The following is a 24,973-nucleotide window of genomic DNA, read 5'->3' on the forward strand; positions in this document are numbered from 1 at the left end:
GATAGTTAGTTTAGACTGAAATAATCAGGCTGACTTTTTTGTTTTGCTAAAAAGTAAAATAAGAAATCATTTTCATCTTCTCAGCTAACGATTAACTTAGTGAAGAGTGAAGGTGCCCGGTACCCCTAAAATTTGGTGCCTTTGCGAATATGAAAATAGCTAACTGATATTCCGCTGGCAATGATAAGGAATGATTCAAATGATGATGAACTTTTCGGTTCAACCGAAGCAAATTACGGATATTACAACCGTGATGGCTACCATAGAAAATAATAAACCACAATTCCCGTTAATGGTTATTGATCGTGATTCGTTTATTGTATCCTGTGAGATTCAAAGTGGTATAAACTTCGATACCGAACGAATCGCCCATAATCTGCATATCGGAAAATACTGTTCGTTTGCCGATAAAATCAAATTTATGCTTTCCCTTAACCATGATTATAAGCGTGTAACTACTGGTGCATGTTCATTTTTAAGTGATGTCACGGAAGAAAACGTATTGAAACAGCATAATCAAATTATTATTCAAAACGATGTTTGGCTTGGTAGCGGTGTAACTATCATGAGCGGTGTAACTGTACATAACGGGGCTGTCATTGCCGCAAATTCGCATGTTGTAAGCGATGTGCCGCCTTACGCAATTGTCGGTGGTAACCCTGCGACAATTATTAAGTATCGTTTTGCCGAAGAACAAATTAAAAAACTGTTAAAAATATCGTGGTGGCTTTGGGATATTGAAAAGCTGCAAGAAAACAAAAAGATGTTTACTAAAAGAATTGATGAGTTTATTGAGCGGTTTTACGAAGAGCCAGCAACTGATCTTCCATCAATTAACTATAAAAAAACAAAACCGATTATTCTTATGTTTCCTGACCTTGACGCAAGCTATTCTCTAACCGAATATATTATCCAGGAATTTTGCCGAAGATATGGCGATACCAACGAGGCAGAACTAGTAATGTATTTAAATTACGATGACAGCGTGCCAAATGAAGTATTTATACGGCGTTATATGGAAGAAATTGATTCCATAGTGGTAAAGCTAGGACAAGAAAAAAATGAAAACATTGTTTTGCTTATTGACAATTTGCCTGATGAGCGTCCACTGTTCCAAATAAGCGACTATTATATAACAACCCGCGCACAGGAAACCGTACGGAGGACCTGCTACGCAGATATGTATGGTGTGAAAGTTGTTTCCGGGGTTGACAAGCCAATTTTCTGAGACATTAGTGGACAGGCACCTTGTCCCATTATATTTTTTCTATGATAATCGCCTAACTGTTGCACTATTTACTAATTTTATTGCTCATGTCATTTTGTCTGAAGCTATCGGTCTTGAAAAATCGGAATTTGCTAAAGTGTCTGGTATTTCAGTTAACTACAGAATTGGCGGTTTTGCATGTATTTCTTTTGGGTCTGGTGGTTTCAATAAAAAATTAGCTAGGCGGTGCCAGGTACCGCCTTCGTATGAGGTTGATAAACGGGAATGAAAGGTTCCCAGCGGATGGAACCAGGCACCGTCTCCGGGTCTACAGTTAAAATTAAATACTCAACTTTCCCAGTTGAAGAACAGTCTTAATTTATCAAAGCCTTTTGGTAAAATAGAGTTAAGAATCTGATCTAATATTTTGGTAAGAAAATCTTGGGGGTGAGGGCTTGGTAAAGGGGATTAATCGCACCAATGATTACGTATTTAAGAGGATCATGGGATCAGAAGAGGGCAAAGATGCATTAATCAGCTTCCTGAATGCCGTACTTAAGCCCGCAGTTGGAAAAGAACTGATCTGGGTGGAATTACTGGACCGTGAAATGATCCTAAATACCTGCTGGACAAAGCAGCCCGGCTAGACATAGTGGCTAAAACAGCTCTGGGTACATTGATAAATATAGAAGTCCAAGTCAACAACCCATACAATATAGAGAAACGAACTCTCTTCTATTGGGCAGGATTATACCATGGGCAACTGACCAGCGGACAGAATTTTACGGGTCTTAGAAAAACCATTACAATTAACATTTTAGGCTTTTATTGGGATAAGAATAAGAGAAAGGACAAATACCAACACACCTTCCGACTCCGGGAAGGCCAGACCGGAGAATTGCTTATCGAAGATATAGAAATCCACCTACTGGAACTTCCAAAGATAACCAACCTAAAGCAGAAGCCCAAAGATCCATTAGAGGAATGGCTGATGTACTTTAACAATCTTGAGGGAGAAGAAATGGAGGAGATTGCTATGGCTAACCCTGGCATCCGCAAAGCGATGACTATTGAAGAAATCTTCTTTAAGAATAAGAAAGAGCGTAGGTTATACGAACTAAGGGAGAAAGCAGCCAGGGATGAAATCTCTATGGTAGTTGGTGCGAAGGAAGAAGGCAAAGCAGAGGGGAAGGTCGCAATGGCGCAGGATGCCATCTGTATGTACCTCGATGCTAAATTTGTTGATGCGTCTACTAGCCTTCAGGAAAAAATAAGGGCCATCAATAATTTGGCTGTATTGGATAAAATAATAAAGAAAATCTACAAAACCGACTGCATGGAAGACGCTGCATATATAATTCAGGATGCAATAAAAGATACCCAATAAACCTCTGCTCCTTCTGTGTTTTTACCAATCCCCTTAAGTAGTACCTAATTATCTGATATAATTTATAGAAAGTAGTATGGAAAGAAGTGAGTTCTTTGGCGGAAATAAAAGCTATCAACCGGACAAACGACTACGCTTTTAAGAGGATACTCGGATCGGAAGAAGGTAAAGAAGCACTTGTTAGTTTCCTAAATGCAGTATTGGAGCCATTACCGGGACGGGAATTGATCACAGTTGAGTTGTTGGATCGGGAATTAGACCCCAAATACCTACTTGACAAGGCCTCTAGACTTGATATCTTGGCAAAAACAGCTTCTGGTGCATTGGTGAATATTGAAGTCCAGATAGTTAATAAATATAATATTGATAAGCGCACTTTGTTCTACTGGTCAGGATTGTACCATGGGCAATTGGCCAGCGGTCAAAATTTTATTCATCTTAGGAAGACCATCACGATTAACATCCTTGGCTTTGACTGGTTCAGCAGTAAAGGTAAATATCACCATACCTTTCACCTTAGAGAGGATGAAAGCGGAGAGTTACTTAACGACGATTTGGAAATACATTTCATAGAGTTAGAGAAGATAAAGAAACTAAAAAGGAAGCCGCAAAATAGCTTAGAGGAATGGCTACTCTATTTAAATAATATTCAGGGAGAAGAAATGGAGGAAATTGCCATGGGAAACCCCGGAATTCGCAAAGCTATGACGATTGAACAGATTTTTTTCAAGAACCAAAAAGAACGCAGGCTGTATGAGCTTAGAGAAAAAGCCGCTAGGGATGAACTATCCATGATAGTTGGTGCTAAGGCTGAAGGTAAAATGGAAGGAAGAACCGAGGGTATGGTGGATTCCATTTGTAAATACCTTGATGCTAGATTTAAGGATCAGTCTCTAGGTCTACAATCAGAAGTAAAAAAAATTAATGACTTGAATATTTTGGATAAAATCATTAATAAAATCTATACTGTTAATAGTTTTGATGAGGCATTAATTATAGTAAAGGAGGCAATGAAAAATTAAAAAAATTTTAGTTTTCGTTGAATGTCCTCAACTGAACAGCAGCCTTTTGCCAGTTCCTTCGCTAATAAAGAAGAGTTTCGGTACCCAGTATCCCTAAAATTCGACAATAATGGAGTTTTTCTAAGCTTGTTAGACAACTGGGAATTTAACAATAACAAAGAGTGTTAATTGAGACGATAGGAGGCGCTGTTCATGGATATTGCAGCATTATCCATAATTAAGAATCAAGCTCAGCTACAGCAGGATGTTGGTGTTTCAGTTTTGAAGAAGGCGCTAAACACAGCTGAACAAAACAGCAACCTGTTAACCAAGATGATGGATAATAGTGAAAATACAATTCCCCAGGAAGCATTTGGTTACCTGGGGAATAACATAGATGACTATGCATAGTTGTTGCCACCCGAGTAGAATGGAGGTAAAGAAACTCAAGTTTTTTCACCTCTCAGTTTTACTTTATCAAAATTATACCCCTTATAAGTACTTAGTATAGCAAGTGGTGTTACTTTCTGAAGGCGCTTTCTTTAATGAAGAACTTGATCCTAGAGAAAAGCGGTACCCCCGGGTACCCCCCAAAAAAATTCCCTAAAATTCGAGATTTAGTATCACGGCCCCAGGAGAAATTGAGAAAAAGCGGGTTAAGCTTGCATTATTGCAAAATTGAAATACAATAACGCAAGCCTGGCCCCGCTTTTTCGCCTTTTTTATTGAATACCTATTAATAGATAAACTCCCTGGCTGATATTGTGAACAGCGATGTCAGTAAACCCCTGTTGCATTAGGTTCTCCTGTAAGGTTTCTGGTTTTAGACGATGATCTAGGGGGGGACCCATTTCGATGAAGGTTTGGTTCCACTCCACAATACCAATCCTGCCACCATGCCGAAGTACTCGGCTGCACTCAGCTAGCAGTTGTGCTAGATCCGGTACCTCATGGGCAACCATGCCTAACATAACACAATCTACACTGGCGGAGGGAAGTGCAATTTTGTCGGGGTAGGTTAAAACCCAAGCGATATTATAAAGATTTTCTTGCTTGGACCGGGTTAAGGCTTCCACCAACATGTCCTCCTGGATGTCCAGGCCATAGACAAATCCCCCGGCACCCACCGTCTGGGCTGCCGGCAGTGTCAGGAAACCAATACCACAGCCCATATCCAGAACCACTTCCCCTGCTTTGATCCCTAAATAGGAAAATACCTTGTTTTGTGGTATCAGTTCCTTTCTTCGAGGGTCATCTAACTTGGCCTTTTTCTTGGCATCAAATATGTGGGACAATTCATTTCACCGCCTTAATATCAATGTGATGTTTTATTATAGTTTGCTCAATATATATTAGTTATCCAATACTCCCGGACTCGGTGGTTTTCGTAGAGCTGCAGCTTTTTTACATAATCCATAGAAGGGGGATTAGCTACTACAGGAAGTTGTTGTTGCTGTTTTGTGACATCTGCAAGAGTTTGTTCGTAAATATTTTAAAATCTCCCAAATGATATTCAATAATTTTTTGTATTATGTTTAGATTAATAGTCTGGTAATCATGTACAGCGATATTGCGAAAACCAACCATTGCTTTTAATCTTTCAGCTAGTTCCTTTTCTATAATATTATACTGGCACAGTAGATCAAAGGCCTGGCGACTACTCTGGGGAATGCCTAAGTTTTTTTCCGCAATTATATGCATGGCCAGATCAATGGCTGCTTCACAGGCACGTTGCAGGTTTAAGATAATGGAATCTTGCTTGGTATAGTTGTGCAGATTTTGCACATCCCCCTTATATTCTTCATTAATTCGATCCAGGCAGCGCTTAATAACCTGTGACTTATTTATTATCACATCATTAATCATAGATAGTGCCTCTTTCCATTAACTTATCAAAAATGCATTGACGTTCCTCGTTTAGACGGGCATATTTTTTTAAAGCAAGCATGTAAAATTGCATTCTTTTTCTTTCGTCTTCACAGTAGATAACTCTTCCTGAACTGATTACCTGGGTTTGAAACACGGTTGATGCCTTATTTAAATCCACCAAGTCTACATCTCTTCCTATCCTATCGGCAAGGTCCTGACCATACATAAATATTTCATAGTCACTAAAGTGTTGGTCACTTAAAAAGGCAATATCGATATCACTGCTCTCCCTCAGATTTCCTTTTACCACTGAGCCAAAAAGGACAATTAAATAGGGTGAAATTTTTTCCTGCAAGTATTGAATGATAACGGATAAAATTTTATTGTCAATTAACATAAGGTTGCTTATAATAACCACCCGCCTTGTTACGTGCCCCGTTGATAGATTGTTATCCATGCTAAAATCTACTTCGTATTAAATTGTATACTTCTCTAAAAAGATAAAATTTCCTACTAACTTTTTGCTCAGGGAAGGAACCGCAAGCCCTTTGGGACTTCTAGTTCCCCCAGAAGGGGACGGCCCCTGCTTACTTAAGTATCAGAAAAAATTTGACCCTGCTAAAAGATGCCAGGGTCAGAGAAATTGGTTAAACTCTAAATTTTTCAACTGAGACTTGTAGGTTTTGGGCGATACTTGCTAATTCTTGGACGGCACTTACCATCTGTTCGGTGGTAGAGGCTATTTGTTCCGAAGTAGCAGATAGCTGAGAAGTTCCCATTGAAGCATGTTTTATATCCGTACTAATCTTTTCTGTCATAGAAACATTTTTATTCATTACAGTAATAATATTAGTTATTGATACCCCAGCCTGTTCAGCTAGACTTACACCGTCGGAGATCGCTTTCATGGTTCTGCTGGTATTATTAACAGATTCATCTACCGTATTCGTTGAATCTTTGATTAGATTCCCTATTTCTTTGGCAGCTGTACTAGATTGCTCTGCAAGTTTTCTAACCTCTTCTGCCACAACAGCAAAGCCCCTCCCATGTTCCCCTGCGCGTGCAGCTTCAATAGCGGCATTTAAGGCAAGTAAATTAGTTTGATCTGCAATCCGAGTGATGGTATCCGTGATACTTCCTATTTTAATGGAAACCTCCCCTAAGAAATCCATGCTCTTGCTCGTTTCGCTAGCAACCTGAGCAATTCCATTAATCATATGAATCGTGTTATTGACAGAGACATTTCCCTCTTGAGCCAGTTCATACATTTTTTTAGATTCATTCAGGGTTTGGTTAGATAAATCCATGGCCTGTTCAGACATAGCTGCAACCTCATTGGTTGTACTGGCTGCTTCTTGGGTAGAAGCACTTATCTCCTGACTACTGGCCGCAAGTTCCTGACTGTGGGCCGCTATACTAGTTCCATAACCAACTATTTCGCCAATTAAAAACCTTAGATTTTCAGACATCTTGTTAAAGGAATTACCAAGATCACCAAGTTCATCACCGGAATTAATAACAACCGATTTAGTAAAATCTCCGTTGGCCATGTTATCTGCAACTTGTGATAACTGAACAACCGGGACTTTAATGCTCCTGATTATTAACAAGCCTAGGAATATTGCTATAATTACAGACAGTATCATTGCGCTGATAGCGATAACGCTAGCATTTTTCATAGAGGTATCAATTTGGCTAGTCTCTTGTTTAATTAAACGATCATTGTCTTCAATGAGGGTATTTAGTGATTCAGTTAACCGTGTAGTAACTGGTACTAATTCCCCAGCTAGACTAGTAATTTTAGCATCGTAAAGCTCATTAGCAACGTCATCTTTTGTTTCAAAAGTTTCATACCATTTCTCCACCAATAAGATGTACTCTTCGGTAATCCTTTTATCATAAGCATTAAGATCTTTAATTATTTCGGTAATCTTATCTGCATTTGCTTGTTCAGCAATTAGGAGAAGTTCTTCCAAGTGACCCTTTGTTTTCTGCATTTCCGTTTGGTATGAATCGATATATTTATCCTCACCATAAGCATAATACCCTCTGAATGAAGCGATTGCCATACCAAAATCACCTTTGACTTCTCGAAGGTAATCAATTCTCTGATTATACAGTTCTATTTTATCTGAATTTTTAGAGACCGTATTCAATGTATAAATTGAATTGGCTCCAATACTAACAAGAATACATAGAATTACCCCAAAACATAGCGTTATTTTTGTACCTAGTTTTAAATTCTTAAAAATGCTCATAAACTTACCTCCAATAATATTTAGAATATTTAAAATGTACTTTATGCAAATTACTTGCTTTTGGATTTTATGATCCTTAATATTGATGCGTATATATTATATTTTATTCTTTATTTTTTATATCACGTTATTTGTCGAATATGAATTACTTTTGTCTGACTTTTTGATTAAGAAGGTGAGAAGGGATTAATTAGCAATTCTTCTACTTTTCCCAGAAGCTACCTCCACAATGCTTAAAACAGGCAAGCCTACCATGTTGCTTTTTAATTTCAAATCGGTTGCCTGCTATAAATTATTAAAGAAAATTACTTAGCTGCCGATAAATAAAGTAGAGTTTCACGGGAAGGTGGTAGATGAGATGTCTTCTTCTATGAGAATCGGCGGATTAGTCTCCGGCATGGATGTTGATCAAATTGTAAGGGACTTGATGAAAGTCCAGAACATGAAAATGGATAAATTGCTGCAAGAGAAGCAGGTCTTGGAGTGGCAGCAAGAGGACTATAGAACCATTAATTCAACCTTTCGCAGCTTTCGTGATAATAATCTTTTCAACATGAAGCTACAATCAACTTTTCTGGCCAGAACCGCTAGCTCATCCAATGAAAATTCCGTCAAAGCGACGGCCAGTTCCTTGGCCCATGAGGGAACCCATCGCATTACGGTCAATCATCTGGCGGAGAGTGCCTCCTTAACCAGTAGTTCCAAAATAGGCTCGAAGGAAAACCTAGCCACCTTAAATGGCCAATTTGACACGAATTATACGGAAGCTTTGGAATTTGTGGTTAACGATGTGGTCTTTAAGCTGGACCCAAAAACGGAAAGCATTTATGATCTGGTAGGGAGAATTAATAACCATACTTCTGCGGGGGTGTCTCTAAATACCACCCAGCGGGCCTCTGCCACGGAAAAGCAAGTGCAAACCCTAAAGCTTGCTGACAGTGCCCTGGCAGAGGGGTTAACCATTACCATTGGTGATAAAACAGTGGCCCTTTGGAATAAGGCAAATTCTAGCTATGAATCGGAAAGCCTGGCAAAGTCAGACCTCAAGGCAGATATCTTGTATGATATTTCCGACCCTGCCTTTAAAACCGGGGATGCGATTATTTCAGATATTATTGATAAGATTAAACCGGAAGGAGCAACCCTGACCAAAAATGGTGCCGGAGAGTTACTTATCACATCCAATGAACCAGATGTGGCAAAGGCAGTGACAGCTAAGGTTTCAGGGGGGAAAAGCTGGGATGTTCGGGCCTCCTATGATAACACCATCGATCGCTTTTTCCTGTTTACCAATAAAACAGGTGAAGATCAAGGGTTGGAAGTGGTAAATAACACGCTGGCCCAGAAGTTAAAGCTGACGGATGAAGATACCCCGGCAATCAATGCCATATCCAATGGCAGAAACGCCGATGTGGTAATTGATAACGTACAAATTACCGAATACAAAACCAACGAGTTTACCCTAAACGGCGTTACCTATACACTGCAAAATGCAGACCCCAATGCCACCACCATGATCAAGGTGCAAACCGACAATGATGCGGTATACAATAGCATCAAGGGATTTGTCGATGAATACAATAAACTTATTGAAACCATTGATAACAAACTATCCGAAAAACGCTATAAAGAATATACCTGGCCCCTTACAGAGGTTCAACGGGAAAAGTTAACAGATAGCCAGGTTGACCAATGGAAGGAAAATGCCCGCAGTGGTATGCTGCGCAACGATACGACTCTGCAGGATGTTCGAGATAAACTACGGGCTACCATGGTTGGCTTATCAAAGCTAGGTATTGTCACTACGGCGGACTATATGTCCAGTAAGTTGGAAATAAGGGAAGATACCTTAAAAAAGGCGATCCAAAATGACCTGCAGGGAGTTATGAATGTATTTACTGGTTCTAATGGTGTGGCCCAGAGACTTTCAGATCATGTCACTGCTGGTATAGATACCATTATTGATAAAGCCGGGGCCCACGGTAATAAAGTAGATGAGAGTTATATAGGCAAACGCATTGACCATGTCAATGATGATATCAAAACTTGGGAAACTCGTCTCAAGCAAATAGAGGACCGTTATTGGCGGCAGTTTTCTGCCATGGAAACGGCAATCAATCAGTTAAACCAACAAAATGCCTGGCTGATGCAGCAATTCGGGGGCGGCCAATAAATCGAGAAAAACACAGGGGGACGGTTCTTTTGTGTCGTTTTCAACGACACAAAAGAACCGTCCCCCTGTGTTTTTTGGTTTATTTTTGGTCACCTTTAATTAATTGAGCCAGATCAAAAATCGCAGACCGAGGAGAGGCAGCACTTTTATTTTCCTGTTCAACTGCCTTTAACAATTCGCTGCGAATAATCTGGATATTTTTTGGGGCATCAATACCGATTTTAATGGTATCCCCACTAATTTCCACTACCGTAATGGTGATGTTGTCACCAATACGGATGGAATCGTTCTTTTTTCTGGATAGAATTAACATTATTTTGCCACCGTCCCTTGCAATAAATTTTTCAGGGACTCTCGAATATTATGGACAGTATCATTTAAAACCACCTGTGCACCTTTTCCCAGGGCGGTGTTAATAATAATCGGTGCTTGTAGGTTGACAGTGGCCTGTTCCAGGCCACCATTAATGGTAACGATGTTGAAAACAGCAACCTCGGACAAGTGCTTTATTGTCAGTTCCTCCTGGACGGTTGACGGTAAAACAAATTCATAACCCTTTGTATAATGAAAAGGGTTGATGCAGAGAAAACAGATGTCCGGTTCTTCACTGGATTGCAAGTAGTATAGTTCTGTTTCTTCAAAGGCATGACTCAAGCTAAATTGGCGCAGGTTTTCAAAACCCGGCAGACCCTGGGCAAAGGTGATCCTTGTCGATTGCTCCAAAATAAAAGCCTCCTTGCAAAAAACTGAAAGGTTTTCTTTCTAATGTACCATAAATACACTCAAGAAACTTGAGAAACAACCGAAAAAAGCTATAGAAAACCAGTGGTGTAAGAAACATCCTGATAGCTGATTTAAAAAGGATGGAGGTAAAGCAATGATTGCCAAAGATCCCTATAAAAATTACCAGCAAAATGCCATTATGAGTGCTGGTCCCGAGGAATTAACCACAATGCTTTATAATAGGCTGGTGAAGGATCTAAAGCTGGCTCAGGGATATATAACCAAAAAGGATATCCAGTTAGCCCATAATTCCATTACCCATGCCCAGGAAATAGTAAACCACCTCATGAATACCTTGGACACCAGTATGGAGGTGGGAAAAAATCTAGAGCTAATGTATGATTATATGAGTCGCAGGCTGGTGGAAGGGAACCTAAAAAAGGATCATGAGATTCTTCAGGAAGTTACCGGATTTGCTGAGGAGCTCCGAGACACCTGGATACAGGCTGTGAAACAAGTAAAATCAGGTATTTCCCTTGGCTAACAAAACACTTGAAGCACTTTACCAAAATAAAAAAAGTTTAGTCCAAGGTATATGGAGGGTCACCAACGAGATGTCCGGTGCGATTGGTGATGACGAAGTAAATGACTTAGACGCGTTATTAACGAAGCGTCAGGAACTGATGGGTCAGGTTGATGAACTTGATCAGCAGATTAGCTTGTCTACAGTACCAGAGAATAAGCAGATTCAAGACCTAAAGCTTCAGATCCAAGTGATAATCAAAGAGGTCATCGCGCTTGATGCACAACATAAGGAGAACATAATGAAAACACAGGCTCTTATCAAAGGGAAAATAAAAGATGTAATGAATCGTAAGGTTATCCAACAAGCCTATTATCCATACCAAAGGCAAAGCAATGGCTACTTTATTGATAATAAAAAATAGAATATAAGGGGGAGAAAAATGATAGAGGGTTTGGGTGGGGTTACAGGTTTACCAATTGGTTATCCTCAACAGTCTGCTTTAAGGGAAGATGCCCCCCAAAAAATAGATAAAGTGGAAGAGGAGCTAGGAAGGGATTTCCAAGACCCTTCAGAAAAAGGAGAAAAGTCAGGGGAATTTAATAAGGGCCAGGCAGAGCAGGCCATAGAGAAGCTAAACCAAACCATGGAGACTTACAATACGGAACTGCGTTTTAAACTGCATGAAAAAAGCGGGGAGTACATCGTTAAAATTGTTAACCCTAAGGATCAATCTGTAATTCGTGAAATACCCCCGGAAAGAGTATTAAACATGGTAGCCTATTTTAAAAAAGTGCTTGGTTTAGTAGTGGATAAATTTGCCTAGGAAGTTGTCCGGTCCCTCCTGAGCAATAGCGAAGGATCTTATTAAGTAGAATCGAGCATTAGGAGTCTTCTCTGTCGCTCGGGATGATAAAGGTACTAAATGACACTCAAAGGGAGTATCGCTTGCTGCTAAAAAGCAGCTTTACGATACTTCCTTTAATTTTCAGTTGTTTAAATTAAACAATCCATCTTATAATAATAGTTGCTAAAATTTGCAAAGGGGCTTAGTCGATGGAAAAAAGAACGAAAATCGTCAAAGAGTTTGAAGAGGCCTTTGCCCATGTCATAGGTGCTAAGTATGCTGTGGCGGTAGCCAATGGCACCGCTGCTTTACATGCGGCCCTTTATGCTGCTGGGGTAAGTCATAAAGATGAGGTTATCTTATCTCCCAATGCTCATCCGGAAGTGGCCCACGCCATTCGCTATTTAGACGCTGTGCCTACCTACACCGATATCGATCAACAAACAGGGCTGCTGGATCCCGAAGCAGTTCGTTGGCGTATTTCGGATAAAACCAAGGCGATTATCGCTACCCATTACGCGGGACAACCCTGTGCCATGGTTGAATTGGAAAAAATTATTCAAGGGAAAGAAATTGTCATCATCGAAGATGCATCCCAAGCCCTGGGTGCAACCTATGGCGGCAGGAAAGTAGGAACGGTTAGCCCACTAACGGTATTTGATTTTTCCCATGCCCAGGGGATTTACACCGAACTGGGCGGTATGGTAACGACCCATTCCCAAGAGTATTACCGCTGGCTGACCTTATTTCGTGATACCGGCCTAATGCTTGACCAAGCTGAATGGATAAAAAATGAAGGCCCCTGGCATTACGAAGCTCAGGAAATAGGCTTTAATTACCAAATGACCAGCCTGCAAGCGGCCATGGGTCTCCCGCAGCTTGCAAAAATGAATCAGATGCAGGCCCAGCGAAGGGAAATTGCAAAGAAATACTTTGCCGGGCTGGCAGAACTTTCAGGGCTGGAGTTGCCCAAGAATGAAGCGGTAGGGGATGCTGCCTGGTATTCTTTCCCCGTGCTTTTAAAGGGAGAACAGCTTATCAACAGGCGACGGGAGATTGTTGAGCGGTTAATTCAGCAGGGTATTCCTGCCAGTGTTCAATTCTACCCTATTTACTTGCATCCTATTTATTTGTGGCAGGGGCACCCGGATGTCTGCACCATCGAAGGTCCCCTTTGTCCAAGGGCCGAAGATTTTTACCAGCGGGTTATTAATTTACCGGTACAATCGAAAATTGACGAAGAAAGCATTAAAAAAATTGTTGAAATAGTTAACGGAATATAGGAAGATATTACCAAAATAATTAGACGCTAGTCCTAGTTAATACTGGACCAAAGTCGTATAAATAAGCATAGACAAGTCAGCTTGTTTTCAAATAAAATAATGTATAAGTACATTTCGACGATAAATAACATTAATCTAGAAAAGTATAAAAAGGAAACAACTATTACGTCTGTGCTTTTATACAGACGTTTTATGATTTCCCCACAAAAATACATTAAAAAAACATTACAAATTACCATTGGGTAAAGGGGTTTGTGGTAAAATTGTCGAATTTTTACAACGTTAGATAATTTATGCTATTTTAAACATCAATCTAGGTCTATTTACCTATGATATCGCAAGCCATCTTTAGCAAGTTTTAATAAAAATAAGGGTGATTTTGATGAATATATTCGATACCACGATGTTTACTATGCTGCAGAGGGGTTTGGATGCGACTGCTTTGCGCCAGAGGGTGATTGCCAATAATGTTGCGAATATTAACACGCCGGGTTTTAAAAAATCCTATGTTAGTTTTGAGGATCAGTTGCAGATGGCCATAGGAAAAACCGGTGCGCCACTAAAGGGAACACATCCTTTGCATATCGGAGTAGTAGGCCCTGAAATAAAGCCCGAGGTAAAGCAGGTAAAAGAAACAACCATGCGTTTTGATGGCAATAATGTGGACATTGATGAAGAAATGGTCAATCTAGCCGCCACGACCATTCAACATGATGTCATTGCGCAGGGGCTTATTGATCGCTTTAGTCTATTAGGGACTGTTATTGGAGGTAGGAGGTAGGGACGATGGGATTGTTTGATACCTTTGGTATCAGTGCTTCGGGTATGACTTCTGAACGGCTGAGATTGGATTTGATTTCCAATAATATTGCCAATATGAATATGGCCAGTCGGCCCAATGACCCAAACAGTCCGGTTTACCGCCGGAAGGTACCGCTTTTTGCCGAACAACTCCGGCAAACCTTCCAGGCCAACGGACTGGAACCGAAGGGGGTCGGTGTTAGGGTAAAGGCCATTGTGGCGGACTCTGCTCCACCGCGTATTGTCAATGACCCCAGTCACCCACTGGCCGATGAGCAGGGGAATGTAGCCTATCCCAATATCAACATTGTAAATGAAATGATTGATATGATTACGGCCAGTCGAACTTACGAAGCAAACGTTACCGCTTTAAATGCGGCCAAAAGCATGGCCCTCAAAGCTTTAGAAATCTCCCGGGGTTAGGAGGCGTAACAGATGAATATTTTGCCTGTACCCATGACCTTGCCGGTGTCTGAAACAACTGCTAATAACAAGTACGCAGGGGAAGCTGGTTTTGGGGAGGTATTAGATAAGGCCATAGAAAAATTAAATGATGTTCAAATCAAGGCCGATGAAGTGACCCAAAGGTTTCTGGTGGGGGAAATTCAGGATATCCATCAGGTAACAGGGGCCATGCAGGAAGCAAAATTGACCATGCAGCTGGCCGTGGAAGTAAGAAATAAGATCGTAGAAGCTTATCAAGAAATATCTAGAATGCAATTGTAATCTGCTTTGAGGTGGTTTTGTGAATTTTAGAGACCTGCTGGATAAACTTAAACAGCGTTGGCAGGAAACAAGTCAAAACAAAAAAGTATTAGTCATCCTGGTCAGTGCGGTAATTCTGGCGGGTCTGGTTTACTTAACAACAAGCTTGGCAAAGCCTAATTATGCGCTTCTGCTGGGAGATCTGGAACCCAAGGATGCCGGAAACATAGTTGCCCAACTGGAAAGCGAAAAGATCCCCTACCAGTTGACTAATCAGGGGACAACCATCCTGGTGCCCCAGGGCCAAGTGGATGAAATAAGGGTGAAGTTGGCCAGTGATGGTGTGCTAACAGGTGTGGGAAGTGGTTTTGAGCTTTTTGACAAAAGTAAATTTGGCGAAACAGACTTTGAACAGCAGATATCATACCAGAGGGCCTTGCAGGTAGAATTAAGTCGCACCATTACTAAGGTGGAGGGTGTTGATCAGGCACGGGTTCATCTGGTACTGCCTAAAAAAAGTGTTTTTATTGATGATGAGGGCACGGCCTCAGCCTCTGTGGTAATTAAATTAAAGCCCGGCGCCAAATTAAAACCGGAACAGGTGAAGGGTCTCAATGATTTGATTATCGGCAGTGTCGAAGGCTTACAGACCGACAATGTACATATTATTGATACCGAGGGGAATGTCTTAAATGATTTTCTCAAGGATTCTGCCGGTATAGCGGGTGCTGGTTATTCAGGTACCGTTCTGGAAAAGCAGCAGCAGATTCGCCGAGCCTACGAAAAGGAACTGGAAAACCGGGTGCAAAATATGTTGGCTAAGGTTTTAGGGCCAAACAAAGCAGTGGCTATGGTTACTGCTGAAATGGACTTTAACCAGCAACAAACCAATACCACCGAGGTTTTGCCAGGGCCTATTGTTAGTGAGCGAAGCATTAATGAGGAAGGTACCGGCGGCAGTGGCGGTGGTGTTCCAGGTTCCACGACACAAATGCCCGGTCAAAGTATTCCTGGGGAGTATGCCACTGGTCAAGACAGCTATACCAAGACAGATGATATAAGAAATTACCAGCATGGCTCCATGACCCAGTCTGTGGTGCAGGCTCCCGGCGGGCTAATCAGGCTTTCCACCGCAGTGGTTTTAGATGAATCGGTAACAAATTTGGATCAGGAAAAGATCGAACAATTAGTCACTGCGGCCATTGGCTTTGACCAACAGAGGGGCGATCAAATTATGGTTTCCGCCATGCCCTTTGACCAAAGCCAATATGATTTTCCTGAAGAACAACAACCGGATAATACCCAAAAGGAAAAAGAACTTTTATATATGACCATAGCAGCGGCTGTGGGAGGACTGCTTATCCTCCTGCTGCTCATTGCTTATTGGCTGCGCCGTCGCCGTAAAAAGAAGGCTCAAGCTGAGCCAATCGTTGTAGAAACGCCGCCAGTGGTACCTGTTGGGACGATACAACCGGAGGAAGAGGAAGAACCGAAGTGGGAAATTCCCCTGCCGAAGGACAAACAAAAGCAACTTAAAGAATTGGCCGAGGATCGGCCCAAGGATATTGCTGCTGTATTAAAAGTATGGCTTAGGGAATAGGTGAAGAGAAGTCATGAGTCAATATGAAAAACTTACTGGAGAACAAAAGGCTGCTATATTACTTATCTCCCTTGGGGCAGACATTTCATCTAGATTGCTAAGACATGAGTTTTCCGAAGACGAGGTTGAGAAAATTACCGGTGCTATTGCAGAAATGGATAAAGTACCGAATGAAATTCAAAAACAAGTGGTAGAAGAGTTTGTTCAGTTAATTCAAGCCCGTGATTATTTGCTGAACGGTGGTGTGAATTATGCCAAGGAACTGCTGGAAAAGACCTATGGCCATGAAAAGGGCACAGAAATCCTGGAAAGAATCAGCTCTACCATGCAGTCTGTCCCCTTTGGTTCCTTGCGCAAAACAGACCCCAGACATATTTTGAGTTTTTTACGGGAGGAGCATCCGCAGACCATTGCCTTTGTGCTTTCCTATCTGAAGCCAGACCAGGCGGCGGTTATCTTGGCTGAGTTAGGTTCTGAGTTGCAGAGCGAAGTTGCCCGCAGAGTGGCCATCTTAGATAGAATATCGCCGGATGTGGCCAAAGAGGTGGAGAAGGTTCTGGAAAAGAAACTTGCCTCGGTGGCCCAGCATGAAGAGACGGTGGTGGGCGGTGTGCAGTGCCTGGTCAATATCTTAAACCGAGTGGACCGGGCTACGGAGAAAACGATCTTCGAGGATTTAGAACAGGCTGACCCGATTCTTGGTGAAGAGGTGCGCCGTTTGATGTTTATCTTTGAAGATGTTGTTAAACTACACGATGTTTCGATTCAAAAGGTATTGCGTGAAGTAGACAACAAAGATCTGGCCCTGGCTATGAAAGGTTCCAACCAGGAGGTAAACAACCGCATTTACAAAAACATGTCCAAACGTGCCGCAGATATGCTCAAGGACGAGATTAGCTATATGGGGCCAGTGCGTTTGAAAGAGGTTGAAGAGGCTCAACAGCGAATTGTCAATGTAATTAGACGCCTGGAAGAAGCGGGTGAAATTGTAATTTCCCGGGGTGGGGAGGATGCTATCCTTGTTTAAGGTTATTAAAAGTGCAGCGGTGGAAGAACAAGGTCAGTTGATACCCTTAAAGGTACTGGCACCACCCCCTGTGAAGGAAGCGGATCTGTCCCCGGAAGAACTTCTTGCCACTGCCAGGAAGCAAGCAGAGGAAATTCTGGACAGGGCAGGGCAAGAGGCTGAGCGACTGCAAAGACAGACCCTGGCAGAGGCAGAGAAAGAGGCTCAACAACTAAAGGAGCAGGCCAAGCAAACCGGCTGGCAAGAAGGAATCACAGCTTCCGAGGCAGAGGCTGCCAGGATCCGTCAACAGGCCAGCGACGTTTTGCGTCAAGCCAAGGAGATTTATGAACAAACCCTAGAAAGAATGGAAGCTGAGATCGTTGACCTGGCAGTGGATATGGCGGAACGGGTGGTGCTGACTCAATTAGCCGTGGAACCTCATACCATCATGGAAATTGCCCGGGAATGTATTAATTTCATAAAAAATAAACCACTTGTTAATCTTTACGTAAACAATGCAGATTATCATATGGTACAAGAGGGAAAAAATGAACTGCTGCAAGGGTTGCCTGGCAAAGTAGAAATGAACATTTTGGTGGATAACGACATAACACCCGGCGGTTGTAGAATCGAGACCGACCAGGGTACGGTGGACGCCACCTTGGAAACCCGCTGGCAGGAAGTGTTAAAGGCCCTTTACGGGAAAGAGGAGTGAGGGGATGACCTATAAGGTTAACCTTAGTCCCTATAAAGAAAGAATAAATCGAGCCAGGGTTATTAAACCCATCGGCAAAGTAACCAGGGTCGTTGGATTGATGATTGAAGTGCAGGGAATTTCTGCCCGCATAGGTGAGGTCTGTGACATCATTGTCCAGGGCGAGGCCGAACCAGTACGGGCCGAAGTGGTGGGCTTCCGGGATCAATTCTCCCTGCTCATGCCCCTTGGCGAATTACGGGGTATCTACCCCGGTTGTGCCGTGGTACCCAGTGGGCACAATCTAACCATTAGGGTGGGGCAACACCTACAGGGTAAGGTTCTTGATGGCCTGGGCCGACCCATCGAACCCTTAGGGGAACAAGAAGGGGCAACAGACTATGTCCAGGGAGAAGAGTTTGCGGTGGACAATAAACCACCCCACCCACTGAAAAGAAAAAGAATCGACACGGTGCTGCCCACCGGTGTTCGGGCGGTGGATGGCCTGCTCACCTGTGGCAAGGGCCAGCGTATTGGTATCTTTGCCGGCAGCGGTGTGGGTAAAAGTACGCTGTTGGGCATGATTGCCAGGCATGGCAGTGCCGACGTCAACGTCATTGCTCTGATCGGTGAGCGGGGCCGGGAAGTGCTGGAGTTCCTGGAGGAGGATCTGGGGCCAGAGGGCATGGCCAGATCGATCATTGTAGCCGCCACCTCCGACCAGCCGGCTTTAGTTAGGCTGAAGGGGGCCTTTGTGGCCACCGCCATTGCCGAGTATTTTCGGGATCAAGGTTTAGATGTTATGTTAATGATGGACTCAGTGACTCGTTTTGCCATGGCCCAGCGGGAAGTGGGCCTGGCAGTGGGCGAACCACCAGCCACCAAGGGTTACACCCCGTCGGTTTTTGCCCTGCTGCCCAAGCTGCTGGAGCGTTCCGGCATGGGTCAGAATGGCTCCATCACCGCCTTTTACACGGTGCTGGTGGATGGCGATGACCTCAACGAACCAATAGCAGATGCTGTCAGGGGTATTCTGGATGGCCACATTGTTTTAACCAGAAAACTGGCCTCAGCCAACCATTACCCAGCCATTGATGTATTACAAAGTGTCAGCCGCCTAATGCCAGATATTGCTTCTGAGGAACATAAAGCCCAGGCCGGTGTAGTTAAGGATCTGCTGGCCACTTACCGGGAGGCAGAGGATTTGATTAACATCGGGGCCTATGTCAAGGGTTCGAACCCTAAAATTGATCTTTCGTTAGCTAAATATGATGGCATCATAAACTTTTTAAAACAGCCGCCCTCTGATTACAGCGGCTATGAAGAAACCCTAAATGCTTTAGCTTCTTTGATCGGGGGTAGGTAGATGAAAGGATTCCAATTTAAGTTGGAACAGTTATTACAGCATAGGAAGAAGAAAGAGGAACAAGCCCTGCTGGAACAGTCTAAGGCCCGACAGGAATGTGACATTTGCCAAAGACAGTTGGCAGGCACCCAAAAAAGATATGATGATAATATGCGTTTTTCCGAGACTGTCTCGGGTTCCGATGAAACCCTGAGAACTCTTCTATATCGGGATCAGTTACAGATATTGATAAACCGTCAGAAAAAGCAGCTTCAGAAAGTCCAGGAAATTTTTCAGGTGAAACAAAGGGAAACCCTGAAGGCCTGTCAGGAACGGATGGTTTTGGAAAGGCTGAAGGAGAAAAAACTGGTCGAGTTCAAAGAATTCCTAGCCATTCTGGAACAGAAGGAAATCGACGAAATGGCTACTTTGGGATTTGGTAGAAAGGCTTTTTAACCTTATAGAACGAATCTGTAAAAGGAGGTGATGAAGCATTCAAGTAAATAAGGTTCTTTATGAGAAAGAGGTTCTCGGTCAGGGAGTACCGGCCAAGGGCTCAAAAGGTGATGGGTTTGCATTGTTATTAGATTGCCTATTAGGTTCTAATTGCAATCAGGATACAGCTTCTGATGGATTGATTAAGGATTTTTCACACGATCCTGGTTTGGTTGAAGGATTCCTTTATCCTGGTATGTTAACCGATTTTGAAGGGGATCAGGAACAAGCCCAAGCAGAAACCGACATGAATCTGAACAAAGAAGATGCTGATGCAGTGAGACAAACATTGCCATTAGAAGATGGCGCTGGGCTAATTTTACCATTATATGTTGCGAATGATACCCCTGTCAGGACAAATGAAGTCCCAAGCGGCATTGGCCAACCAGAAGGCACTGACAATCCATCAGGGGGGGTGAAGGGTGTCACCTTAAATGTACCCGAAGAGGTAGGTCTGGTCGCTAAAGATGCTGGTTTATCGGAGTTAAGCCTGGCGGACAATGGGTTGGAGCATGTCGATTCAGTGGTTGAGGGGAAAAGACAGATTCAGGTTGGACCAATGGTCAATGAAAGAATTGCCCAAGCTGCTAATTCGCCAAAGCTGCAAGCTGGAAATAGCCCAGTGATGCAGAAGCAGGATTTTTCTGGTTTTGAAAATGGGATAAATACCATTATTAAAGAGGTTGACTCCAGCCCTTTTGATAAAAATCCGGAAAATATCCAAATTGTCGAGTTGATGCCAAAATTTATTAAAAAGGAAGATGGGATTCGTAAGGTTTCCTCCGACCAGCCTATTGAAGATGTTATAGAAACCCAATCAACCATAGAGTCAAGCCTTGATACGGAATTGCAGCCTGCTAAACAATTAGTAAAGGAAAAAGCAGCCATTCCTTTAGCTTTTGAAAAAAGTGTCCCGGATAAAGGGATCGGCAATCAGGTTAACCAAGGTTCCACTGACAGAGTAGTACCCAGGCTGAGGGAAGAGACGAAGCCCTTACCGGATAATCTCAACCGGGATAGCCTAGGGCCAAGTAGTCATAATTTGGCGCAAAATGCGAATGGTAAGGGTATGGAGGCTAGCAGCAGCCTACCAAAGGATGTTCCGCTAACACAACTGCCAGCCAAACTGCATGAAATGGTGAAGGGCTTGCTTGTACAACAGCACGCGGGTCATACCGCATTAAAGATGAGGCTGCAACCGGAACACCTGGGCGAAGTAACCGTAAAACTAATCTGGTCCAAGGGCGAACTTTCTGCGCAGTTTCTGACATCCTCTGGCTTAGCCAAGGAAGCCTTGGAAACGGCCTTTCCCCAGCTTAGGGAACTTCTGGCCCAACAAAACATTCGGTTAAGTGAAGCAGCGGTATTTATGGGGCAACAAACGAACGATCAGGGGGATCAAAATTCCTTTGCTGAAAGGCAGCGATGGCAGGAGAACGGTCCGAAAAAGGCAAAAGGGTATCCAACAGAAACTAATTCGGTAGAGGAATCGTTGCCTGTTGGTGGTGCAATATCACCGAATTCAGGCTTAAATCTCGTTGTGTAAGGAGGTGTTTTCTTGCAAGTTAATCAGGCGGCCAATGAAGATCTTTATTATGAGAATAGAAAAACCCAAGAACCGATGAAAACCTTGGATAAAGACGCTTTCCTGCAAATTATGATTGCCCAACTTCGGTATCAGGATCCCTCTAATCCAATGGATAGCAGCAAGTTTATTGAACAAATGGCAATGTTTACTTCCCTGGAGCAAATGACAAATCTAAACACGAATATGGAAAGGCTATATCATCTCCAGGAGTTAAGCCATGCTGCATCGTTAATTGGCAAGCGGGTGAATTTAATTAATGGAGAAGAACAGCTTATTGGTGAAGTTGAAAGGGTGTCAATGGGGAAGAACAGTGTAAATATCTGGGTGTCTGGCAAACCCTTTAGCTTAGACCAGATCGTTGCGTTGGAAAGGGGAGTAATTGATGAACCAGATGAACCTGAAGAACCTGAAGAACCAGATGATCCCTCCCAGCAGCCTCCCGACGATGTCACCGAAACTGAACCCAGCCCAGACGAAGAAGGCGGGTCAGCTCAGCCAGAGGAACCAGGGGAGTAATGTTTCCTTTGATGAGTTGCTTCATCAGGAGTTAGTCAAGCAGCAGGAGGTAAAAATATCTGCCCATGCTGAGAAAAGATTGAAAGAGAGAAATATATCCTTTTCGCAGGAAGATTTTACCAAGATCAATAGGGCAGTTCAACAGGCTGCTGCTAAAGGATCTAAGGATTCTTTAATTCTTTATAAAGATTTAGCTTTGGTTACCAGTATAACAAACCGCACCGTAGTTACGGCAATGGATGGCAAGAGCATGGGGGAACATGTCTTCACCAACATAGATAGTGCGGTTATTTTAAAATAATTTGCAGCCGGCCCGCAAGGAAGCTGCCTTAATCCGCCGACCGACTGAGGCGGATTAGTAAGGAGGAAAAGAATGCTTCGTTCACTATATTCTGGAATTTCTGGCATGAGAAACCACCAAACAAGAATGGATGTTACCGGTAATAATATTGCCAACGTAAATACTACTGGCTATAAATCAGGCAGGGTGAATTTTCAGGATACCTTAAGTCAAACCGTTCGTTCGGGTGGGGATAGTACAAATCCTGCTCAAGTAGGCTTAGGTATGGCGGTGGGTTCCGTATCCAACAACTTCACCCAGGGTCCCATGCAGAGCAGCGGCAGAACCCTTGATCTAGCGATTCAGGGGAACGGTTTTTTTGTGGTTAGTGACGGCACTAATGATTTTTATACAAGAGAAGGTATTTTCTTTGTTGACAAGCAAGGATACATGGTAAATAGTGATGGATTAAGGGTACAATCCATGACTCATCAAGATATACAAGTCCTGAACGGACCTGTTTCAACGATCAATATTGGTCCGGATGGAGCCATCACAGGTACGAACACGGCTGGTCAACCACTGAAATTTTCCAATAACGACAATCAAGCTATTGTTATTCCGGCTACTCAGGCAAGTATAAAAGGTGCCCCCAAATACACATCACCTAAGGTGGAGGAAGCTGTGATTAAGGGCATTGCCATTAATCCAGTGGCACAACCTTTGAAGGAAGCAATGATCCGAGGGAATAGCAGCAGCCCGCATGTAGCCCCACTTGGTATTGATGGCCAAGCTATCGATATGAGTGATTCTGCTGAGTATGGATTTACATTGGAATATTCCGATGGACTCACTCCCATTGGACCAGTTACATTAAATACCGGTTTAACGAATGTTAAGAGTTGGTATGACTTAGCCGCGCAATTACAAAAGGCAATTGATGGTAGCGCTTTAAAGGACAAAGTGGTGGTTTCCTATGACAGCAGCCCCAACGGCGGTCTGGTATTCCAAACCAAAACAAGTGAAATGACCATATCAGGTACAACACCAACTAAATTTGTAAAACCAAGTATTACAATAGGTGGAGACGGTTTTGGAAAATATATGGGATCTTTGGAAGCGGGTGTTACTCCACCTATAACTAACATTGGTACAGAAGTGGTACCTAAGGATTGGACAGGAAAAACCTTTTATATTGATACCGGCCATGGTTGGGAAGAAGTAACCACTGTCGATGATTTCTCGAAGATTGGTGGAGCAGCTGGCCCCACCGGGTTGGATCAGGTTACCAGCGGGAAAGATTTAGCCGATAAAATACAAAAGTTACTGGATACACGTATGACTGTATCAGGTAGCGTGCCCAATGTAAAAGTGGAATGGAATATCGACCACCTGGAATTTTCGACCGTGGGAACCCCAAATGATGGAGTAACTATACCGCAAATTAGGATCAGGGGTGATGGTGCCGTTGACCTAGTTGGTTATACCGATAAAACTGAAAAAGGGTCAAATTCCGCCGACTGGTCTAATAAAGACTTTTTTATTGAATATAATGGTACTAAATATACCTTTACCGCCGGGGAGAAAAAGGAAGCAGGGTTTGCTAACATTATCAATGGAGACTCTTTAAAAGCTGCCTTAGCAAAATTAATTGACAAAAAGATTGGCGAAAACAAGATTAAGGTTGAATATACAAACGAGGGTAAATTGCTGCTGCAGACCCTGGATAACGGTGTAATTGGTGAAACCCCGGAAATCAATATTGGTGGAGCGGATGCCGGGGATTTGATGGGTGATAAGCCGGACAAAGTATCAGGTACGGCTGCTTCTGTGACACCTCCGGAACAGGAAAAAGAGGGTATCATCAAGCTAGTGACCTTCCAAAACCCCGAAGGTCTGGAGAAGGCCGGCAGAAATCTCTTTAATACTTCAACTTCGTCAGGGGAGCCAAAGGCAGGGCAAGCGAATCAATCTGGCTTTGGAACCATTAACTCAAATTATCTTGAAATGTCCAACGTTGATTTGACGGAGGAATTTACCAACATGATCACCACCCAGCGGGGCTACCAGGCCAATGCCAGGGTTATTACAGTATCTGACAGCCTACTGGAGGAACTAATTCAACTGAAACGATAGTCTATTAGTTAGAGAAGAATTCTAGTGTAAAGGGTGAATAAAAGAGTGCCACCAAATGAAGCAGCGCCGCAGGTGCCAAAAAAGAGTTTCTTTTCCATAAAAACCTTGCTGATTATACTTATACTCATCATCATCACAGGCATCGGTTTGGGTGGATATTTTTACCTGAAAAGCACCGACAGCCCCAAAGAAACTGGCCCGGACCCGGAGAAATTGGTTACCTTTAGCATGGGCAGTTTGCTGGTTAACCTTGCTGACCCAGGTGGTAACAATTTTATGAGACTCACCCCAGTTCTGGAATATGAAGCAAACAAAGAAAATAAGAAATTGGCCGAGGAACTAAGCAAGAGCAAAGTGCTGCTACAAGACTGTATCATTCGAGTCATTCGCAAAAAGAAAATGGCCGATGTACAGCCGCCGGAGAGTATTGACAAGGTGGCGGCAGAATTACAGACGGAGATAAACAAAAATCTCCAAAAGGGTAAAATTCTGCGGGTATACTTCGCTGAATATCTCACTCAGTAAGGGTGATG

Annotated in this window: 27 protein-coding genes and 1 pseudogene; 22 read left to right on the forward strand and 6 right to left on the reverse strand. The window is 42.8% G+C overall.

Annotated elements, in window-relative coordinates; genetic code table 11:
- Nucleotides 1-199 precede the first annotated feature (199 nt).
- From V6C11_RS02855 to V6C11_RS02870, 4 genes and pseudogenes are all read left to right on the forward strand, one after another.
- Complete coding sequence (locus V6C11_RS02855) at nucleotides 200-1,228, forward strand: CatB-related O-acetyltransferase (protein ID WP_333529569.1); 1,029 nt, start codon at nucleotides 200-202, stop codon at nucleotides 1,226-1,228.
- A gap of 482 nt (nucleotides 1,229-1,710) precedes the next feature.
- Nucleotides 1,711-2,594: pseudogene (locus V6C11_RS02860) on the forward strand (Rpn family recombination-promoting nuclease/putative transposase).
- Nucleotides 2,595-2,689: 95 nt separating this feature from the next.
- Nucleotides 2,690-3,616: an Rpn family recombination-promoting nuclease/putative transposase gene (locus tag V6C11_RS02865; RefSeq protein ID WP_333529570.1), complete on the forward strand. Its 927-nt coding sequence runs from the start codon at nucleotides 2,690-2,692 to the stop codon at nucleotides 3,614-3,616.
- Between the two features lie 192 nt (nucleotides 3,617-3,808).
- Nucleotides 3,809-4,006 carry a YjfB family protein gene (locus V6C11_RS02870; protein WP_333529571.1) on the forward strand — a complete coding sequence of 66 codons (198 nt, stop codon included), beginning with the start codon at nucleotides 3,809-3,811 and terminating at the stop codon, nucleotides 4,004-4,006.
- 311 nt (nucleotides 4,007-4,317) lie between these two features.
- On the opposite strand, the gene V6C11_RS02875 is transcribed toward V6C11_RS02870, so the two are convergent.
- From V6C11_RS02875 to V6C11_RS02890, 4 genes are all read right to left on the reverse strand, one after another.
- Nucleotides 4,318-4,890 (reverse strand): class I SAM-dependent methyltransferase, encoded by a 573-nt coding sequence (locus V6C11_RS02875; RefSeq protein ID WP_333529572.1) that lies wholly within the window; start codon nucleotides 4,888-4,890, stop codon nucleotides 4,318-4,320.
- A 139-nt stretch (nucleotides 4,891-5,029) separates the two neighbouring features.
- The gene (gene hepT, locus V6C11_RS02880) at nucleotides 5,030-5,461 is read right to left on the reverse strand and encodes a type VII toxin-antitoxin system HepT family RNase toxin (protein ID WP_333529573.1); all 432 of its coding nucleotides are present in this window, start codon (nucleotides 5,459-5,461) and stop codon (nucleotides 5,030-5,032) included.
- On the reverse strand, nucleotides 5,454-5,861 hold the full coding sequence (mntA, locus tag V6C11_RS02885; protein WP_333529647.1) for a type VII toxin-antitoxin system MntA family adenylyltransferase antitoxin: 408 nt from the start codon (nucleotides 5,859-5,861) through the stop codon (nucleotides 5,454-5,456). Before mntA ends, hepT begins: the two co-directional genes overlap by 8 nt.
- A gap of 250 nt (nucleotides 5,862-6,111) precedes the next feature.
- A complete protein-coding gene (locus V6C11_RS02890; protein WP_333529574.1) occupies nucleotides 6,112-7,722 on the reverse strand; it encodes a methyl-accepting chemotaxis protein in 1,611 nt (536 codons plus the stop codon).
- 358 nt (nucleotides 7,723-8,080) lie between these two features.
- Between V6C11_RS02890 and fliD the strand changes: the two genes are divergently transcribed.
- Nucleotides 8,081-9,895, forward strand: a complete 1,815-nt coding sequence (gene fliD, locus V6C11_RS02895) for a flagellar filament capping protein FliD (protein WP_333529575.1) — start codon at nucleotides 8,081-8,083, stop codon at nucleotides 9,893-9,895.
- A 79-nt stretch (nucleotides 9,896-9,974) separates the two neighbouring features.
- Here the strand turns inward: fliD and csrA are convergent, their stop codons facing one another.
- Both csrA and V6C11_RS02905 read right to left on the reverse strand, forming a co-directional pair.
- The gene (gene csrA, locus V6C11_RS02900) at nucleotides 9,975-10,208 is read right to left on the reverse strand and encodes a carbon storage regulator CsrA (RefSeq protein WP_333529576.1); all 234 of its coding nucleotides are present in this window, start codon (nucleotides 10,206-10,208) and stop codon (nucleotides 9,975-9,977) included.
- On the reverse strand, nucleotides 10,208-10,618 hold the full coding sequence (locus V6C11_RS02905) for a flagellar assembly protein FliW (RefSeq protein ID WP_333529577.1): 411 nt from the start codon (nucleotides 10,616-10,618) through the stop codon (nucleotides 10,208-10,210). The genes csrA and V6C11_RS02905 overlap by 1 nt, the downstream gene beginning before the upstream one ends.
- Before the next feature lie 154 nt (nucleotides 10,619-10,772).
- On the opposite strand from V6C11_RS02905, the gene fliS reads away from it, so the two are divergent.
- The 17 genes from fliS (at nucleotide 10,773) to V6C11_RS02990 (ending at nucleotide 24,965) form a co-directional block, all read left to right on the forward strand.
- A complete protein-coding gene (gene fliS, locus V6C11_RS02910; protein WP_333529578.1) occupies nucleotides 10,773-11,162 on the forward strand; it encodes a flagellar export chaperone FliS in 390 nt (129 codons plus the stop codon).
- Nucleotides 11,163-11,232: 70 nt separating this feature from the next.
- The gene (locus V6C11_RS02915) at nucleotides 11,233-11,565 is read left to right on the forward strand and encodes a hypothetical protein (RefSeq protein WP_333529579.1); all 333 of its coding nucleotides are present in this window, start codon (nucleotides 11,233-11,235) and stop codon (nucleotides 11,563-11,565) included.
- A gap of 18 nt (nucleotides 11,566-11,583) precedes the next feature.
- Nucleotides 11,584-11,967: a flagellar protein FlaG gene (locus V6C11_RS02920; protein ID WP_333529580.1), complete on the forward strand. Its 384-nt coding sequence runs from the start codon at nucleotides 11,584-11,586 to the stop codon at nucleotides 11,965-11,967.
- Between the two features lie 230 nt (nucleotides 11,968-12,197).
- Nucleotides 12,198-13,271 (forward strand): DegT/DnrJ/EryC1/StrS family aminotransferase, encoded by a 1,074-nt coding sequence (locus V6C11_RS02925; protein ID WP_333529581.1) that lies wholly within the window; start codon nucleotides 12,198-12,200, stop codon nucleotides 13,269-13,271.
- Between the two features lie 382 nt (nucleotides 13,272-13,653).
- Nucleotides 13,654-14,052 carry a flagellar basal body rod protein FlgB gene (gene flgB, locus V6C11_RS02930; protein WP_333529582.1) on the forward strand — a complete coding sequence of 133 codons (399 nt, stop codon included), beginning with the start codon at nucleotides 13,654-13,656 and terminating at the stop codon, nucleotides 14,050-14,052.
- A 5-nt stretch (nucleotides 14,053-14,057) separates the two neighbouring features.
- A complete protein-coding gene (gene flgC, locus V6C11_RS02935) occupies nucleotides 14,058-14,495 on the forward strand; it encodes a flagellar basal body rod protein FlgC (RefSeq protein ID WP_333529583.1) in 438 nt (145 codons plus the stop codon).
- A gap of 12 nt (nucleotides 14,496-14,507) precedes the next feature.
- Nucleotides 14,508-14,798 carry a flagellar hook-basal body complex protein FliE gene (gene fliE / locus V6C11_RS02940; protein WP_333529584.1) on the forward strand — a complete coding sequence of 97 codons (291 nt, stop codon included), beginning with the start codon at nucleotides 14,508-14,510 and terminating at the stop codon, nucleotides 14,796-14,798.
- A 19-nt stretch (nucleotides 14,799-14,817) separates the two neighbouring features.
- Nucleotides 14,818-16,377, forward strand: a complete 1,560-nt coding sequence (fliF, locus tag V6C11_RS02945) for a flagellar basal-body MS-ring/collar protein FliF (RefSeq protein ID WP_333529585.1) — start codon at nucleotides 14,818-14,820, stop codon at nucleotides 16,375-16,377.
- A 13-nt stretch (nucleotides 16,378-16,390) separates the two neighbouring features.
- Complete coding sequence (gene fliG / locus V6C11_RS02950) at nucleotides 16,391-17,404, forward strand: flagellar motor switch protein FliG (RefSeq protein ID WP_333529586.1); 1,014 nt, start codon at nucleotides 16,391-16,393, stop codon at nucleotides 17,402-17,404.
- Entirely contained in the window at nucleotides 17,388-18,101 is a 714-nt protein-coding gene (locus V6C11_RS02955) for a FliH/SctL family protein (protein WP_333529587.1), read from the forward strand. The genes fliG and V6C11_RS02955 overlap by 17 nt, the downstream gene beginning before the upstream one ends.
- A gap of 4 nt (nucleotides 18,102-18,105) precedes the next feature.
- Nucleotides 18,106-19,446, forward strand: a complete 1,341-nt coding sequence (fliI, locus tag V6C11_RS02960; protein ID WP_333529588.1) for a flagellar protein export ATPase FliI — start codon at nucleotides 18,106-18,108, stop codon at nucleotides 19,444-19,446.
- Complete coding sequence (gene fliJ / locus V6C11_RS02965; RefSeq protein ID WP_333529589.1) at nucleotides 19,447-19,881, forward strand: flagellar export protein FliJ; 435 nt, start codon at nucleotides 19,447-19,449, stop codon at nucleotides 19,879-19,881.
- A gap of 121 nt (nucleotides 19,882-20,002) precedes the next feature.
- On the forward strand, nucleotides 20,003-21,466 hold the full coding sequence (locus V6C11_RS02970; protein WP_333529590.1) for a flagellar hook-length control protein FliK: 1,464 nt from the start codon (nucleotides 20,003-20,005) through the stop codon (nucleotides 21,464-21,466).
- 12 nt (nucleotides 21,467-21,478) lie between these two features.
- Nucleotides 21,479-22,024, forward strand: coding sequence for a flagellar hook capping FlgD N-terminal domain-containing protein (locus tag V6C11_RS02975; RefSeq protein ID WP_333529591.1), 546 nt, complete (start codon nucleotides 21,479-21,481; stop codon nucleotides 22,022-22,024).
- Entirely contained in the window at nucleotides 21,954-22,325 is a 372-nt protein-coding gene (locus V6C11_RS02980) for a TIGR02530 family flagellar biosynthesis protein (protein ID WP_333529592.1), read from the forward strand. Before V6C11_RS02975 ends, V6C11_RS02980 begins: the two co-directional genes overlap by 71 nt.
- A 72-nt stretch (nucleotides 22,326-22,397) precedes the next feature.
- Nucleotides 22,398-24,440 (forward strand): flagellar hook-basal body complex protein, encoded by a 2,043-nt coding sequence (locus tag V6C11_RS02985; protein ID WP_333529593.1) that lies wholly within the window; start codon nucleotides 22,398-22,400, stop codon nucleotides 24,438-24,440.
- Between the two features lie 45 nt (nucleotides 24,441-24,485).
- Entirely contained in the window at nucleotides 24,486-24,965 is a 480-nt protein-coding gene (locus V6C11_RS02990; RefSeq protein WP_333529594.1) for a flagellar basal body-associated FliL family protein, read from the forward strand.
- The last annotated feature ends 8 nt before the right edge of the window (nucleotides 24,966-24,973 follow it).

The organism is Desulfotomaculum sp. 1211_IL3151, from assembly GCF_036763075.1.
Taxonomy (GTDB): domain Bacteria; phylum Bacillota; class Desulfotomaculia; order Desulfotomaculales; family Desulfotomaculaceae; genus Desulfotomaculum.

Coding starts and splice junctions, on each gene's coding strand:
- V6C11_RS02920 (WP_333529580.1), top strand. CDS start 11,584: ATGATAGAGGGTTTGGGTGGGGTTACAGGTTTACCAATTGGTTATCCT.
- fliJ (WP_333529589.1), top strand. CDS start 19,447: ATGAAAGGATTCCAATTTAAGTTGGAACAGTTATTACAGCATAGGAAG.
- flgB (WP_333529582.1), top strand. CDS start 13,654: ATGAATATATTCGATACCACGATGTTTACTATGCTGCAGAGGGGTTTG.
- flgC (WP_333529583.1), top strand. CDS start 14,058: ATGGGATTGTTTGATACCTTTGGTATCAGTGCTTCGGGTATGACTTCT.
- V6C11_RS02870 (WP_333529571.1), top strand. CDS start 3,809: ATGGATATTGCAGCATTATCCATAATTAAGAATCAAGCTCAGCTACAG.
- csrA (WP_333529576.1), bottom strand. CDS start 10,208: ATGTTAATTCTATCCAGAAAAAAGAACGATTCCATCCGTATTGGTGAC.
- V6C11_RS02890 (WP_333529574.1), bottom strand. CDS start 7,722: ATGAGCATTTTTAAGAATTTAAAACTAGGTACAAAAATAACGCTATGT.
- hepT (WP_333529573.1), bottom strand. CDS start 5,461: ATGATTAATGATGTGATAATAAATAAGTCACAGGTTATTAAGCGCTGC.
- mntA (WP_333529647.1), bottom strand. CDS start 5,861: ATGTTAATTGACAATAAAATTTTATCCGTTATCATTCAATACTTGCAG.
- V6C11_RS02955 (WP_333529587.1), top strand. CDS start 17,388: ATGCTATCCTTGTTTAAGGTTATTAAAAGTGCAGCGGTGGAAGAACAA.
- V6C11_RS02980 (WP_333529592.1), top strand. CDS start 21,954: ATGTCACCGAAACTGAACCCAGCCCAGACGAAGAAGGCGGGTCAGCTC.
- fliS (WP_333529578.1), top strand. CDS start 10,773: ATGATTGCCAAAGATCCCTATAAAAATTACCAGCAAAATGCCATTATG.
- V6C11_RS02915 (WP_333529579.1), top strand. CDS start 11,233: ATGTCCGGTGCGATTGGTGATGACGAAGTAAATGACTTAGACGCGTTA.
- V6C11_RS02985 (WP_333529593.1), top strand. CDS start 22,398: ATGCTTCGTTCACTATATTCTGGAATTTCTGGCATGAGAAACCACCAA.
- fliE (WP_333529584.1), top strand. CDS start 14,508: ATGAATATTTTGCCTGTACCCATGACCTTGCCGGTGTCTGAAACAACT.
- V6C11_RS02855 (WP_333529569.1), top strand. CDS start 200: ATGATGATGAACTTTTCGGTTCAACCGAAGCAAATTACGGATATTACA.
- fliD (WP_333529575.1), top strand. CDS start 8,081: ATGTCTTCTTCTATGAGAATCGGCGGATTAGTCTCCGGCATGGATGTT.
- fliG (WP_333529586.1), top strand. CDS start 16,391: ATGAGTCAATATGAAAAACTTACTGGAGAACAAAAGGCTGCTATATTA.
- V6C11_RS02925 (WP_333529581.1), top strand. CDS start 12,198: ATGGAAAAAAGAACGAAAATCGTCAAAGAGTTTGAAGAGGCCTTTGCC.
- fliI (WP_333529588.1), top strand. CDS start 18,106: ATGACCTATAAGGTTAACCTTAGTCCCTATAAAGAAAGAATAAATCGA.